The following is a 14,690-nucleotide window of genomic DNA, read 5'->3' as shown; positions in this document are numbered from 1 at the left end:
GCCACACAAGCTCTCTGGCCATTAGTGAAGTTCACGCTCCAGCCACACCACCGCCTTGCCAATCTGCTGCCGTGCCTCAATCCTCGCGTGCACCTGCTGCACCTCTTCCAGGGCGTAATGCCCTTCGATATCCACCGTCAGCGAACCTTCGAGTATCGCCGCAAACACCGCATTGGCACGCCTCTGCACCGTAGGCCCGTCGGCCATGTGGTCGTTGAGCCGTGGGCGAGTCAGGAACAGTGAACCGGCCTCCCCCAACTCCATCGGATCGAGGTCAGTGATCGAACCGGAGACGTTGCCGTAATTGACGATCAGCCCCCGCGTACGACAGGCCTTGAAGCTTTCACGCAAGGTGGCCTTACCCACCGAATCGAACACCACGTCCACACCCCGCCCCTGCGTTACCTGCAAGACTCGCTCGGCAAACCCGTCGTATGGCCAGGCGTGATCAGCACCGCGCTGAAGGGCAATCGCACATTTTTCAGTGCTGCTGCCGGTGGTGAATACCGTGGCACCGAGTCGCCGGGCCATTTGCACCAGCAACTGGCCGATGCTGCCGGACGCGGCATGGATCAGGCAGCTGTTGCCCGCCTGCAACCGCGCAACATCTTCAATCAGGTAGTGAGCCGTGCAGCCCTGGAACATCGCCGCAGCCGCCTGATCGAAGCCGATCGCATTGGGAATCTGCGCCACTCGCGCGGCGGGTATGCTGGCGTATTCGGCGAACGCGCCCCATGAAATGCACCAGGCCACTCGATCACCCGGCGCCAGATGGCTCACGCCCTCGCCCACCGCCACCACCACACCGGCCCCTTCCATGCCCAAGGTGCAGGGCAGCCTAACCGGGTAGGTCACCGAGCTGGCGTATTTGCCCTGGCGGGTGTGCACATCCATGAAATTGATCCCGGCGCAGGCCACCTTGACCAGCACATGGCCGGGTGTCACCTGAGGTGTAGGGACATCGTGGCGCAGTTGAACAACTTCCGGGCCGCCGTAGGTTTCAAGGGTGAGGGCTTTCATCGCGGGACAACTCCGTTTGCAGTGGGAATGCGCCATGGTAAAAGGCGCTACTCTGTACGAGAATTCCCCAATACCTCCCACCCTCCGTGCGGAAATAACCCGATGTTCGACTGGCAGGATCTGTATTTCTTCACCGTGCTGGCGCGCACCAAATCACTATCGGCTGCCGCACGGGAGCTGCAGGTGGAACACGCCACTGTTGGCCGGCGCGTCGATGCCCTGGAAAAAGCCCTCGGCGTCAAACTGGTGGATCGCCTGCCCCGCAGCCGGCCGCTCACCGAGGAAGGCCTGGCATTGGCTAAGCTGGCGGCCGGCATGGGCGAGATGGCCACCGAAGTGATGCGCCTGTCCCGCGTGGCCTCGATCGAAGTGGCCGGCACCGTGCGGGTCAGTTGCCCGCCGTCGATTGCCATCCACTGCATCGCGCCCCATGTCGCACGCTTCAGGGCGCAGTATCCCAAGCTGAATATCGTGTTGATGTCCTCGACGACGCTGGCCGCCCTCGACAAAGGCGAAGCCGACATTGCCCTGCGCACGGTGCGTCCCGATGAAGAAGCGCTGGTACGCAGAAAGGTCGGCGCCGTACGCTTCGGCCTCTATGCCACGCCCGAGCTCAAACAACTGCCCGCTGAACAGTGGACGTTCATTGCCTATGACGCCACCCGCGACCATCTGCCCCAACAGGCGTGGATGCACCAGGTGCGCGGCAACCGCACGATTGCCTTCGCCGCCAGCGACCTGATCACCCAGCAAATGGCCGCCCGGGCCCAGGTGGGTGCAGTGGTGTTGCCCACGCTGGTGGGCGATCACGACGCGGCATTGGTGCGGTTGGCAACGAACACCGAAGGCCCGGTTCGCGATATCTGGCTGACGGTGTATCCGGATATGCGCCGCTCGCCTTCGGTGAAGGTGGTGATGGAGTTTCTGGTGAGCTGCATTGAAGGCGAGCCGCAGTTGCGGCGGTGAGACCGATTACTGCGCGGCGTACTGTTCGTCGCTGACCTGCTCCATCCAGTCCACCACCTTGCCGTCGAGCATTTCGTTGATCGCGATATGGGTCATGGCGGTGTTCGCCGTGGCGCCATGCCAATGCTTGACACCGGGTGCAATCCATACCGTGTCGCCGGGGCGAATGGCCCGCACGGCCTCCCCCGCATTTGCATTGTTGGTTGACGCGTTGCGTTATCGCGGCTGAAAGAAGTCCGTCAGGGCCGCGCCCAAGCCATCGAACACCACGGCGATGCGCGGGACCTTGCGCATGTCCTGATGCATGGCGATCCACACGTCAACCTTGAAATCCACCTGCGCGGGCAACACCCGCACCAGCCCGTGACGTTGTGCCACCTGGGCTGAACACACGCCGATCCCAAGCCCCGCACGCAGAGCGGCCAACTGCGCGAGGTGATCGTCGGTGCGAATCACCGTACTGGGCGCCAAACAGTCGAAACCGCGCTCACCCAGGAATTCGATCTCCAGCAAGTTGCGGTCCGGCCCGATCAGCGGGTAGCCGTGCAATTGCGCAACGGTGTCCGGCGTGCCCTGCTCTGCCAACAGTTCGGGTGCGGCGTACAACCCTACGTGAAGGTCGCCGACCTTGCGCGCGACCACCGTGGATTCGACCGGGCGACGGATGCGTACGGCGACGTCGGCCTCTTGCCGGGCAAGTGCCTGCAGCCGATTGGATACGCTCAGTTCGATGGCCAATTGCGGATGATCACGGCGCAGGCTGCGCAACATGGGCGGCAGCACTTCAACGCCCAGCAGCTTGCCGCTGGTGAGCCGCACCGTGCCGCCGGCGAGGGCCGTGTCGGCCGAGGCTGCGCGGCTGAAGGCGTTGGCGGCAACGGCCATCGCTTCAACGTGGCTGATCAGGTCCTTGGCCGTGTCGGTGGGCAACAGCCCGGCGGGTGAGCGGATAAACAGGCTGACCCCGACGCTCTGCTCCAGGGCCTCGATCCGTCGCCGCGCGGTGGCCTGGGCAATCCCCAGCAAACGGGCCGCGCCCGACAGGCTGCCGGTGCGCAACACGGCGAGGAAGGCGCGCTGGGTTTCCCATTGGAGTTGCGGGGCGTTCATACATTTCCTGTGAGCCGCTGGGCAGTTTTGGCGGATGTTCTTTGTTCGGGGGCTGCGGCATGCTGGCGAGCATAACCGATGGGGCTTTCGCCCTCACTTTGCACAGGATCGTTTTTGATGACACTCACGGGCCAATGTCGCTGCACCCGCGTGACCTACACCCTCGATACCGACGCGCCGCTGGCGGTGTATGCCTGCCATTGCCGCCACTGCCAGACCTGGAGCGGCAGCGCGTTTGCCCTGCATGCGCTGTTGCCGGCGGATGCGCTGCGGGTTGAAGGTTCGCTGACGGAATATGCCTATGACGTTGATGGGCAGCGTTCGGAGCATCGGTTGTGCGGGGTATGCCATACGCGGATCTGCAACACCACGACGGCCGCGCCGGGGTTGGTTGTGCTGCGGGTCGGGACACTGGATGAGAGCCCGTCCGTGCAGCCGGTGGCGCATATCTGGGTGCGGCACAAGCAGCCGTGGGTGACGCTGGCGGAGGGTGTTCCGACCTGGCCGGAAAGCCCTACGCCCCAGGCGTTTGCGCAGGCGTTGAGCGTTCCCCTGTAGACATGACTCACACCCACACTGTGGCGAGGGAGCTTGCTCCCGCTGGGTTGCGCAGCAACCCCAAAAGCATTGACCGGCCCATCCTGAAAGACCGCAGCGGCCTACCAGGGGGCGCTTCGCACCCCAACGGGAGCAAGCTCCCTCGCCACATTGGGCTCTGCGTCGATGTTGAGGCTCAGCACTTCGCCATTGCGCAACTGCCAGGCGAAGAAGTCTGAGAAATCATCGCGAACCAATGCGCGAATCGCCTTGGCGACAACCCCATGGGCAACCAGCACCACCACCTGTTGCCCATGGTTCACCAGCAACTGATTCAATCCGCCCCGGATGCGCTCGACGAACTGCGAGATTGACTCACCGTCCGTGGGTGCCCGCTCCCATTGCCGGGTAATATTCTGCGCCCAAAGGTCGGGATAACGCTGCGCCGCCTCCGCCTGGGTCAGTCCCTCAAACACCCCCACGCCGCGCTCACGAAACGCATCCAGCGTAGGCAGTTGCAGCCCATCATCCGCAAACACAATGGCCGCCGTTTGCTGAGCCCTGCGCAGCGGCGAGACGATGACGGCGTCGATCTGCGCCGGCAATTTTTCCCGCAACTCCCGCGCCTGCAGCACGCCCCGTTCGTTGAGATCAATGTCCAGCGAGCCCTGGTAACGCCCCTCGGCATTGGCTTGAGTTTCGCCGTGACGAACAACATACAACTGCATACCGCCCTCCTTCATCCTGACGCTGAAAGGCCGCGAACGGCGCACCCGATAAAGGCCTAAGCTAAGATCGAAAAATTATTTATCGAATGTTTTTTAGAACAATAAGCTCACCTTAATCCATTAAGAGTCGAGCACGCCATGCCCCAGTTTTCGCTCCATCGCCTTTTCATCGCAGGCCTTGCCACACTGGGCCTCTGCACCACCCTGAGCACACAAGCCCAGGAAACCGTACGCATCGGCTACCAGAAATCCTCGACCCTGATCACCTTGCTGAAAACCCAGGGCACCCTGGAAAAAGCCCTCAAGGCCGACGGCATCGACGTCACCTGGCACGAGTTCCCCAGTGGCCTGCCGCTGCTGGAAGCACTCAACGTCGGTAACGTGGATATCAGCGCTGACGTGGCCGACACCGTACCGATCTTCGCCCAGGCCGCCCAGGCCAAGCTCACCTACTTCGCCCAGGAAGCGCCCTCGCCCCAAGCCCAGGCGATCGTGGTGCGCAAGGACTCGCCGATCCAGCAACTGGCGGATTTGAAAGGCAAGAAAATCGCCGTGACCAAGGCCGCCGGCACTCACTATTTATTGATCGCTGCCTTGAACAAGGCGGGGCTGGCCTTCTCCGATATCGAGCCGGCGTACCTGACGCCCGCCGATGGCCGCGCTGCATTTGAAAACAACAAGGTTGATGCCTGGGTCACGTGGGAACCGTTCCTCACCAGCGTGCAGCGCCAACTGCCCACCCGCACCCTTGCGGACGGTACCGGGCTGGCCAGTTACAAGCGCTATTACCTGACGGGTACGCCCTATGCCCAGGCGCATCCCGAAGTGCTGAAGCTGGTGTACGAGCAGTTGCACCAGGCTGGCGAGTGGGTGAAGAGCCACCCGCGTGATGCCGCGAAAGTGCTGGGGCCATTGTGGGGCAACCTGGATGTGGAGACTGTCGAGGCCGCCAATGCTCATCGCAGCTATGAGGTGCAACCGGTGACGCTGGATCAGTTGGGGGAACAGCAGAAAATTGCGGATGCGTTCTTCAAGGCGGGGTTGTTGCCCAAGGCGGTGGATGCGCAGGATGTGCAGGTGTGGAAACCCTGAGGCAGTCAATTGTGGGAGCCGGGCTTGTCCGCGATGCAGACAACTCGGTACTCCAGTCATACCGCGGTGATGCCATCGCAGCCTCGCCAAGGCTCGACAGCTCCCACAGGTGATGTTCAGGGCCTGGACTATCGGCGGTGTCAGCTTTTACGCGTCGCGTCATCCAGCGCAAGGATGGTATGAGCATTGGTCACCGTGGTCGCCAGGGTATTGATCACTCCCGAGCGCAACGCCCCCAGCGTCGCCGCCGCCTTGGTGTTTTCACTGGCAATCGCCACCACATCCGGAATCCGAAACAGCTCCTGCACCGTCAACCCGATCACCCGCCCCTGAATCGCGTTGACCGCCGGCTGGCCATGAATGTCGATGAAGTCATAACCCATCATGTCCCCCACGGTGCCGGACAACCGCGCCTGTGCAATCTCCTGGGGCGAAAACCACCCCATGCGCACCATGTTGCTGTTTTCACTCATGTCACCGATGCCGATCAACGCCATGTCCGCACGGCGGGCACGGTCAAGCGTGGAACGCACCGTATCGTTGCTGATCAACACCCCGCGCAGTTCCGGGTTGGCCACCAGCGCCGGGGCGTACAGGCTTTCACTCTCGCCACCAAACCGCAGGGCCAGGCGCCGGCAAATATGGTCGGGGTTCATGTATTCACCCGCCTTGAGCGAACCGCCAATGGCGCACACAAACGTGCAGTTGCGGGTCACCGGCAAAAATACGTTATCGGCCACCGCACCGACATTACGCCCCATGCCGACCGCGACGATCATGCCGTCGCTGAGGGTTTTGTTCAGGTAGTTGGCCACCAGGCTCGCCACCGCCGAGCGCTGGGTGTCCGGGTCGCTGTGGTCCACCGCAATCAAGGCGCGGTCCAGCTGGAAGCGCTCCACCAGCGCCTGTTCCAGCTCGTTGTTCATCGCCGGGTGCTGCAACACCCGCACCTCGACAATCCCTTCATCCCGTGCGCGTTTGAGCAGGCGGCTGACTTTTGCCCGGGACAGGTCGAAGCGCTTGGCGATGGCTTCCTGAGTGACGTTCTCAAGGTAATAGAGCATCGCCACTTCGGTCATCAGGTCGATGTCGCTGGCGATGCGCTGGGTACTGTCACTCATGGGCACGGGCTTCCGTTTCGGTGTCAAAGGCGCATTCTCCCGACTCTTGCCCCGTTCCGTCCACTACTGATGCCCGTCACGCTCGATCGCGTTGATGCGGTCGACCTTGGCCCCGGAACGCGCGGCTTCGAACTCCGACTCCAGGAACGACTTGACGATGCTCTTGGCCAGTTCCGCGCCGATCACCCGTGCACCGATGGACAGGATCTGCGCATCGTTGCTCTTGCGTGCCCGCTCCGCCGAATAGGTGTCATGGGCCTGGGCCGCACGAATCCCCAGGACTTTGTTGGCCGAGATGGCCATGCCGATGCCAGTGCCGCACACCAGCACGCCCAAGCGTTGCTCGCCGGCATTGATCGCCGTGGCCACCGCCAGGGCAATGTCCGGGTACAGCACCGGCGCCGTGGAATGGGTGCCGAAGTCCGTCACCGGGTAACCCAGCGCCTCGATATGGCGCTTCAACAGTTCTTTGAGCTCATAACCCGCTTCATCGCATCCGATAGCCACCGGGAAAGGTGTGTTCATGGCGTTTGGCTCCGCTGCCGTTTTGGGTGCTGGAGAATGATCATATGATCACTCTGTGAAATTTAGCTCAGTCATTTCTCGGATATTCCAGTCGCCCTGTCAAGCAGGATTTAGCTGACCTTCCAGTCAAAGCCCTCTAAACCGGCGTACTTTGCGCAAATCCATCCATTTACAACTTTTCAGTGAAAGAGATTGACTGATCAGAATTTCATTTGATACACATATGCTCACAGCGAAACATGACTGTGCGACCTAATAAGAATTCACAGCACGAGGACACGCCGATGGCCACGCCATTACTGCTCCAGGCTGAACACGTCGCCAAGGCTTACGCCGGGATTCCTGCCCTGCGTGAGGGGCGCCTCTCTCTGCGGGCCGGCAGCGTCCACGCCCTGTGCGGCGGCAATGGCGCAGGCAAATCGACTTTCCTGAGCATCCTGATGGGCATCACCCAGCGTGACGCCGGGACCATCCTGCTCAACGGCTCCCCCGTCCAGTTCAACCGCCCCAGCGAAGCACTCGCGGCGGGGATCGCGATGATCACCCAGGAGCTGGAACCCATCCCCTACATGACCGTCGCCGAAAACATCTGGCTGGGCCGCGAACCGCGCCGCGCCGGCTGCATCGTCGACAGCAAGGAGCTCAACCGGCGCACTCGCGAACTGCTGGAAGGCCTGGAGTTCGACGTCGACGCCACCAGCCCCATGCATCGCCTGAGCGTGGCGCAGATCCAGTTGGTGGAGATCGCCAAGGCATTCAGCCACGACTGCCAGGTGATGATCATGGACGAGCCCACCTCGGCCATCGGCGAGCGCGAGGCCGAAACCCTGTTCAAGGCCATCCGCCGCCTCACCGCCCGTGGTGCCGGCATCATCTATGTGTCGCACCGCCTCAGTGAACTGGCGCAGATTGCCGACGACTACAGCATCTTTCGCGACGGCGCCTTCGTTGAGACCGGGCGCATGGCCGATATCGACCGCGCCCACCTGGTGCGCGGCATCGTCGGCCAGGAACTGACCCGCATCGACCACAAGGTCGGCCGCGAATGCGCCGCCGAATGCTGCCTGGACGTCGACAGCCTGAGCCGCGCCGGCGAGTTCCAGGACATCAGCCTGCAACTGCGCCAGGGCGAGATTCTCGGCATCTACGGGCTGATGGGCTCGGGCCGCAGTGAATTCCTCAACTGCATCTACGGCCTTACCACGCCGGACTCCGGCAGCGTGACCCTGCAAGGCAAACCGATGCCCATCGGCCTGCCCAAGGCAACGATCCAGGCCGGTATGTCACTGGTCACCGAAGACCGCAAGGACAGCGGCCTGGTGCTCAGCGGCAGCATCCTCTCGAACATTGCATTGTCGGCGTACAAGCAGCTGTCGAGCTGGTCGCTGATCAATGCCCGCAAGGAAAACCAACTGGCCCAGGACATGGTCAAGCGCCTGCAGATCAAGACCACCTCCCTGGACCTGCCGGTGGAATCCATGAGCGGCGGCAACCAGCAAAAAGTGGTGCTCGCCAAATGCCTGTCGACCCAGCCGATCTGCCTGCTGTGCGATGAGCCGACCCGGGGCATCGACGAAGGCGCCAAGCAGGAGATCTATCACCTGCTGGACCAGTTCGTGCGCGCCGGCGGCGCGGCGATTGTGGTGTCGTCCGAAGCCCCGGAATTGCTGCACCTGAGTGACCGTATTGCCGTGTTCAAAGGCGGAAGGCTGGTGACCATCAGCAGCGATACCGCCCTTTCCCAGGAAGCCTTGTTGAGTCTTGCCTCATGAATGCAAAAACAATTGCCGCCCCCATCACGTCTGCACCGCGTAACCGCCTGCGTCTTTCCCTCGACCGCTTCGGCCTGCCGCTGGTGTTCATCCTGCTGTGCCTGGTGATGGCCTTCGCCAGCGAATACTTCATGACCTGGCGCAACTGGATGGACATCCTGCGCCAGACCTCGATCAACGGGATCCTCGCCGTGGGCATGACCTACGTGATCCTCACCAAGGGCATCGACCTGTCGGTGGGCTCGATCCTGGCGTTTGCCGGGTTGTGCAGTGCCATGGTCGCGACCCAAGGGTATGGCGTGCTGGCGGCGGTCAGCGCCGGGATGTTCGCCGGGGCGATGCTCGGGGTGGTGAACGGCTTTATGGTCGCCAACCTGTCGATCCCGCCCTTTGTCGCGACCTTGGGCATGCTGAGCATTGCCCGGGGCATGACCTTCATCTTGAACGACGGCAGCCCGATCACTGACCTGCCCGACGCCTACCTGGCGCTGGGCATCGGCAAGATCGGCCCGATCGGTGTGCCCATCGTGATCTTCGCCGTGGTCGCGCTGATCTTCTGGATGGTGCTGCGCTACACCACCTACGGCCGCTATGTGTACGCGGTGGGCGGCAACGAGAAGAGCGCGCGCACCTCCGGGATCGGTGTGCGCAAGGTGATGTTTTCGGTGTACGTGGTCTCGGGCCTGCTCGCCGGGCTGGCCGGTGTGGTGCTGTCGGCGCGCACCACCTCTGCCCTGCCCCAGGCCGGCACCTCGTATGAGCTGGATGCGATTGCCGCCGTGGTAATCGGCGGCACCAGCCTGTCGGGCGGTACCGGCACGATTGTCGGCACGCTGTTTGGCGCATTGCTGATCGGCGTGATCAACAACGGCCTGAACCTGCTCGGCGTGTCCTCCTATTACCAGCAGGTCGCCAAGGGCCTGATCATCGTGTTCGCAGTACTGATTGACGTGTGGCGCAAGAAGAAACGCTAGTTCTGAAAACTACCACTACAACAATAACGGAGTTCTCTCATGAAACCTGGTACGACTTTGGCCGCCGTCGCGGCACTCTCCCTGCTCGCCAGCAGTGTCACCCTGGCCGCCGATGGCAAGACCTACAAGATCGGCGCCGCCGTGTACGGGCTCAAGGGCCAGTTCATGCAGAACTGGGTGCGCGAGCTGAAGGAACACCCTGCAGTCAAGGACGGCACCGTGCAGTTGACCGTGTTCGACGGCAACTATGACGCACTGACCCAGAACAACCAGATTGAAAACATGGTGACTCAGCACTACGACGCGATCCTGTTTGTGCCGATCGACACCAAGGCCGGCGTCGGCACCGTGAAGGCCGCCATGAGCAATGACGTGGTGGTGATCGCCTCCAACACCAAGGTGGCCGACGCCAACGTGCCTTATGTCGGCAACGATGACGTGGAAGGCGGTCGCCTGCAGGCCCAGGCCATGGTCGACAAACTCAAGGGCCGCGGCAACGTGGTGATCATCCAGGGCCCGATTGGCCAGTCGGCGCAGATCGACCGCGAAAAGGGCGAGATGGAAGTACTGGGCAAGCACCCGGACATCAAGATCATCGAGAAGAAAACCGCCAACTGGGACCGCGCCCAGGCCCTGGCCCTGACCGAAGACTGGCTGAACGCACACCCCAAGGGCATCAACGGGGTGATCGCGCAGAACGACGACATGGCCCTCGGTGCGGTGCAGGCGTTGAAGTCCCATGGGCTGACGTCCAAGGATGTGCCGGTGACGTCCATCGACGGCATGCCGGATGCGATCCAGGCGGCGAAGAAAGATGAAGTGACCACCTTCCTGCAGGACGCCCAGGCCCAGTCTCAAGGCGCGCTGGATGTGGCGCTGCGGGCGCTGGCCGGCAAGGATTACAAGCCGCAGTCGGTGATCTGGGAACGTTATGGCAAGGACGTGAAATGGGGTGACGGCACCGCCAGGAACTACATCCTGCCGTGGGTGCCGGTGACCAATGCGAATGCGGATGCGCTGTACCAGCAGGTGAGCGGTACGAAGTAAGTTTTGACTTGAAACCCGGTCAAGTGTGGGAGCGGGCTTGCTCGCGAAAGCGGTGGATCATTCAACAGATGTGCCACCTGATACACCGCTTTCGCGAGCAAGCCCGCTCCCACATTGGATCTCCACCGATCTGAAAAATGGAGTCATGTTCATGTCTGGATTCTGGAATCAAGCCTTCGACCTCACCGGCCGCTGCGCCGTGATCACCGGCGGGGCCGCCGGGATCGGTCTGGCTTGTGCCAGCCTGTTGGTGGAACGCGGCGCGCGGGTGGCCCTGCTGGACCGCGACCCGGCCGTGGTCGAAGTCGCCGCCAGCCTCGGCGCCGGGAACATCGGCATCGCCGTGGACCTGCGCCAACTCGACCAGGTGCACAGCACCATCGATTACGTATTCGATCACTTCAAACGCTTGGATTACCTGATCAACAGCGCCGGCGTCGCCCTGCTGGACAAGGCCCTGGACGTCAGCGAAAACGCCTGGGACACCACTCTCGACATCAACCTCAAGGCCAGCTTCTTCGTGGCCCAGGCCTGCGCCAAACACATGCTGGCCCAGGGCAGCGGGCGCATCGTCAACCTCGCCTCCCAAGCGGCAGTGATCGGCCTGGACCGTCACGTCGCGTACTGCGCCAGCAAGGCCGCCGTGGTCGGCATGACCAAGGTGCTAGCCATGGAATGGGCGCCGCATATCAACGTCAACGCCATCTCCCCGACCATCGTCGAAACCGCCCTCGGCAAAAAGGCCTGGGCCGGCGAGCTGGGGGAACGGGCCAAATTGCAGATCCCGGCGGGCCGCTTTGCCCAGCCGGAAGAAATCGCCGGGCTGGCGTTGTACCTGCTCAGCGACGCCGCACAGATGATCACCGGGGAAAACGTGGTGATCGACGGTGGCTACAGCATCCAGTAATTGATCTTTTGTCGTGAGGTTTATCGTCATGTCTACCGTTACCGAACGCACTGCCGAACAACTGTCCCCCGTCATTCCGAAAACCATGCAGGCCGTGGTCTGTCACGGCCCCGAAGACTATCGCCTGGAGACCGTCGATGTGCCGACGCCCGGCCCCGACGAGATCCTCACCAAGGTCGAGCTGTGCGGCATCTGCATGGGCGACATCAAGACCTACCGCGGCGCGCCCTCGTTCTGGGGCGACGCCGAGCAGCCGCGCTACGTGAAGCCGCCGATGATTCCCGGCCACGAGTTCGTCTGCCGCGTGGTCGCCCTCGGCCCCGGCGCGGAAAAGCGCGGGGTGAAGGTCGGCGACCGGGTGATTTCCGAACAGATCGTGCCGTGCTGGGGCTGCCGCTTCTGCAACCACGGCCAGTACTGGATGTGCCAGAAACACGACCTGTACGGCTTCCAGAACAACGTCCAGGGCGCCATGGCCCAGTACATGATCTTCACCAAGGAAGGCATCATCCACAAAGTACCGGACTCGATTGCCCCGGACGAAGCCATCCTGATCGAACCCCTGGCCTGTTCGCTGCACGCGGCGGAACGGGCGAATGTGGATTTCGACGACATCGTGGTGGTGGCCGGCGCCGGCACCCTGGGCCTGGGGATCATCGGTGCGGTGCGCATGCGCAACCCGAAAAAGCTCATCGTGCTCGACATGAAACCCGAACGCGCTGCCCTCGCCCTGCGCATGGGCGCGGACGAAGTGTGGAACCCGGCCGAAGTCGACGTAATGGCGAAGATTCGCGAGATCACCGATGGCTACGGCTGCGACATCTACATCGAAGCCACCGGGCACCACAAGGCGGTGAACCAGGGCCTGGCGATGTTGCGCAAGCTGGGGCGCTTCGTGGAATTCAGCGTGTTCAACGACGAGGCCACGGTGGACTGGTCAATCATCGGTGACCGCAAGGAACTGGACGTGCTGGGCTCGCACCTCGGCCCGTACATGTACCCGCGTGCCATCGACTTTATCGGCAACCGCAAGATCGACATGCGCGACGTGGTGACCCACAAGTTTGCCCTGGCGGACTTCAAGGAAGCGTTTGCGGTGATGGAGCGCGGGGACAAGTCGCTTAAAGTCGTCCTGGAACCCTGATTGGCCCAATAACCCAAAACCCTGCGGGCGCCGGGCTCTTTGTGGGAGCTGGCTCCCACACCAAGAACAAGAACACAGGAAACCGCGTTATGAATCGAGTGATAAACGATCCCGACCAGGTGGTCGAGGACATGCTGCGGGGTATTCTGGTCGCGCACCCCGAGCTGCGCCAATACGAAACCAATCCCCGGGTGATCGGCAAGGCCAAGCCGTCACCACAGGGCCGCGTGGGCATCGTGACCGGCGGCGGCTCCGGCCATGAACCGGCGTTCCTTGGCTATGTCGGCCCGGGCCTGGTGGACGCCGTGGCCGTCGGCGAAATCTTCTCCTCGCCCACCGCCAAAAGCTTCTTCGACGCCTTCCGTGCCGCCGACCACGGCGCCGGCGTGGCGTGCCTGTACGGCAACTATGCCGGCGACAACATGAACGTGAAGCTGGCGATGAAGATGGCCGCCAGCAAGGACATGCGCATCCGCACCGTGGTCGCCAACGACGACGTGGCCTCGGCGCCCAAGGCCGACATCGCCAAGCGTCGCGGCGTGGCAGGCGAGATCTTCATGTGGAAGGTCGGCGGTGCAGCCGCGGCCCAGCATTACGACCTGGACGGGGTGATTCGTGTCGCCCAGAAGGCCGTCGACAATTGCCGCTCCATCGGCATCGGCCTCACGCCCTGCACCATCGCGGCAGTGGGCAAGCCGAACTTCCAGATTCCCGACGGGCAGATGGAGTTGGGCATCGGCCATCACGGCGAGCCGGGCATTGAAGTCATCCCGATCGAATCCGCCGAGGCCATGGCGGCCCGCATGCTCGCACCGATCCTCGCCGACCGCGACTTCAGCCAGGACGACAGCGTGGTGGTGCTGGTCTCGGGCCTGGGTGCGACGCCGGTGATGGAACTTTACATTTTCTACGCCGAGGTTGAACGTCAGCTGCAAGCCAGGGGCTTGAAGATTCACCGCTGCTACGTGGGCAACTACTTCACCTCCCTGGAAATGATGGGCGTGACCCTGACCTTGCTGGGCCTGGACGCCGAGCTGAAAACCCTGATCGACCAACCCTGCCGCTCCATCGGCATGACCCAGGCGGAATAACCATGAGCCAGCATTTCTCCACCCACGACGGCAGCGCCATCGTCGCCGACCTGGTGAGCGTGATCGTTGCCAACCGCGAGTACCTGAGCGAAGTCGACGGCGCCATTGGCGATGGCGACCATGGCATCAACATGGCCAAGGGATTTGCCCATTGCGGGCGCACGATTGAAGGCCGCCAGCTGACCCTGGCCGAAGCCCTGGATGAGTTGACACTGAGCCTGATGGAAGGCATCGGCGGCTCCATGGGGCCGCTGTATGGCAGCCTGTTTATCGGCATGGCGGATGAGGTGCGCGGCAGCGAACAGATTGACGCGGCGACCTTTGCCCATTTGCTGCGGGGCGGGTTGACCTCGTTGCAGGACATCACCGAAGCCGGCGTGGGTGACAAGTGTTTGATGGACACCTTGATTCCGGCGGTGGAGGCGTTTGAACAGGCCCATGGGTCAGGAGCGTCATTCAGCGATGCGCTGGAGGCGATGAAAAGTGCTGCTTCGCGGGGGCGGGATTCCACCAGGGATCTGGTGGCGAAGATTGGGCGTGCCAGCCGCTTGGGCGAGCGCTCACTGGGTGTACTGGATGCCGGAGCGGTATCGTGCTGCTTGATACTGACGCGATTGGCGGATTCGGTTCAACCGCGGTTGGTGTAGTGCTTGAAA

At 62.5% G+C, this 14,690-nt stretch carries 15 protein-coding genes and 1 pseudogene; 10 read left to right on the top strand and 6 right to left on the bottom strand.

Annotated elements, in window-relative coordinates; all coding sequences use genetic code 11:
- Nucleotides 1–21 precede the first annotated feature (21 nt).
- Entirely contained in the window at nucleotides 22–1,020 is a 999-nt protein-coding gene (locus HX873_RS30625) for a quinone oxidoreductase (protein ID WP_177123702.1), read from the bottom strand.
- Nucleotides 1,021–1,122: 102 nt separating this feature from the next.
- Here HX873_RS30625 and HX873_RS30620 point away from each other — a divergent pair, with 102 nt between their 5' ends.
- Nucleotides 1,123–1,986, top strand: coding sequence for a LysR family transcriptional regulator (locus HX873_RS30620; RefSeq protein WP_177069975.1), 864 nt, complete (start codon nucleotides 1,123–1,125; stop codon nucleotides 1,984–1,986).
- 6 nt (nucleotides 1,987–1,992) lie between these two features.
- Here the strand turns inward: HX873_RS30620 and HX873_RS30615 are convergent.
- Both HX873_RS30615 and HX873_RS30610 read right to left on the bottom strand, forming a co-directional pair.
- Nucleotides 1,993–2,172: pseudogene (locus HX873_RS30615) on the bottom strand (cupin domain-containing protein); the annotation flags it as partial.
- A gap of 30 nt (nucleotides 2,173–2,202) precedes the next feature.
- Nucleotides 2,203–3,096 (bottom strand): LysR family transcriptional regulator, encoded by an 894-nt coding sequence (locus HX873_RS30610; protein ID WP_102605159.1) that lies wholly within the window; start codon nucleotides 3,094–3,096, stop codon nucleotides 2,203–2,205.
- Nucleotides 3,097–3,213: 117 nt separating this feature from the next.
- Here HX873_RS30610 and HX873_RS30605 point away from each other — a divergent pair, with 117 nt between their 5' ends.
- Nucleotides 3,214–3,654 (top strand): GFA family protein, encoded by a 441-nt coding sequence (locus tag HX873_RS30605; protein ID WP_177123700.1) that lies wholly within the window; start codon nucleotides 3,214–3,216, stop codon nucleotides 3,652–3,654.
- Nucleotides 3,655–3,755: 101 nt separating this feature from the next.
- Here the strand turns inward: HX873_RS30605 and HX873_RS30600 are convergent, their stop codons facing one another.
- Nucleotides 3,756–4,361 (bottom strand): histidine phosphatase family protein, encoded by a 606-nt coding sequence (locus tag HX873_RS30600; protein ID WP_003215723.1) that lies wholly within the window; start codon nucleotides 4,359–4,361, stop codon nucleotides 3,756–3,758.
- Nucleotides 4,362–4,499: 138 nt separating this feature from the next.
- Here HX873_RS30600 and HX873_RS30595 point away from each other — a divergent pair, with 138 nt between their 5' ends.
- Nucleotides 4,500–5,453: an aliphatic sulfonate ABC transporter substrate-binding protein gene (locus tag HX873_RS30595; protein ID WP_134326328.1), complete on the top strand. Its 954-nt coding sequence runs from the start codon at nucleotides 4,500–4,502 to the stop codon at nucleotides 5,451–5,453.
- 140 nt (nucleotides 5,454–5,593) lie between these two features.
- Here the strand turns inward: HX873_RS30595 and HX873_RS30590 are convergent, their stop codons facing one another.
- Entirely contained in the window at nucleotides 5,594–6,574 is a 981-nt protein-coding gene (locus HX873_RS30590; RefSeq protein WP_003215718.1) for a sugar-binding transcriptional regulator, read from the bottom strand.
- Between the two features lie 63 nt (nucleotides 6,575–6,637).
- Nucleotides 6,638–7,099, bottom strand: a complete 462-nt coding sequence (rpiB, locus tag HX873_RS30585; RefSeq protein WP_003215716.1) for a ribose 5-phosphate isomerase B — start codon at nucleotides 7,097–7,099, stop codon at nucleotides 6,638–6,640.
- Nucleotides 7,100–7,383: 284 nt separating this feature from the next.
- On the opposite strand from rpiB, the gene HX873_RS30580 reads away from it, so the two are divergent.
- The 7 genes from HX873_RS30580 (at nucleotide 7,384) to dhaL (ending at nucleotide 14,681) form a co-directional block, all read left to right on the top strand.
- Nucleotides 7,384–8,871, top strand: a complete 1,488-nt coding sequence (locus tag HX873_RS30580; RefSeq protein WP_003215714.1) for a sugar ABC transporter ATP-binding protein — start codon at nucleotides 7,384–7,386, stop codon at nucleotides 8,869–8,871.
- Nucleotides 8,868–9,845, top strand: a complete 978-nt coding sequence (locus HX873_RS30575; RefSeq protein WP_177123698.1) for an ABC transporter permease — start codon at nucleotides 8,868–8,870, stop codon at nucleotides 9,843–9,845. Before HX873_RS30580 ends, HX873_RS30575 begins: the two co-directional genes overlap by 4 nt.
- A gap of 39 nt (nucleotides 9,846–9,884) precedes the next feature.
- Nucleotides 9,885–10,892, top strand: a complete 1,008-nt coding sequence (locus HX873_RS30570) for a substrate-binding domain-containing protein (RefSeq protein ID WP_087694868.1) — start codon at nucleotides 9,885–9,887, stop codon at nucleotides 10,890–10,892.
- A gap of 151 nt (nucleotides 10,893–11,043) precedes the next feature.
- The gene (locus HX873_RS30565) at nucleotides 11,044–11,799 is read left to right on the top strand and encodes an SDR family oxidoreductase (RefSeq protein WP_177123697.1); all 756 of its coding nucleotides are present in this window, start codon (nucleotides 11,044–11,046) and stop codon (nucleotides 11,797–11,799) included.
- A gap of 28 nt (nucleotides 11,800–11,827) precedes the next feature.
- Entirely contained in the window at nucleotides 11,828–12,943 is a 1,116-nt protein-coding gene (locus HX873_RS30560) for an erythritol/L-threitol dehydrogenase (protein WP_008434653.1), read from the top strand.
- 89 nt (nucleotides 12,944–13,032) lie between these two features.
- Nucleotides 13,033–14,034, top strand: coding sequence for a dihydroxyacetone kinase subunit DhaK (locus HX873_RS30555; protein ID WP_177123696.1), 1,002 nt, complete (start codon nucleotides 13,033–13,035; stop codon nucleotides 14,032–14,034).
- Nucleotides 14,035–14,036: 2 nt separating this feature from the next.
- Complete coding sequence (gene dhaL, locus HX873_RS30550) at nucleotides 14,037–14,681, top strand: dihydroxyacetone kinase subunit DhaL (protein ID WP_003215682.1); 645 nt, start codon at nucleotides 14,037–14,039, stop codon at nucleotides 14,679–14,681.
- Nucleotides 14,682–14,690: the final 9 nt, after the last annotated feature.

It is taken from the genome of Pseudomonas sp. P7758, from assembly GCF_013386485.1.
In the GTDB taxonomy this organism is placed as follows: domain Bacteria; phylum Pseudomonadota; class Gammaproteobacteria; order Pseudomonadales; family Pseudomonadaceae; genus Aquipseudomonas.
Note: the sequence above shows the minus strand (reverse complement) of the source record. Positions and strands in the feature narration are given on the sequence as shown.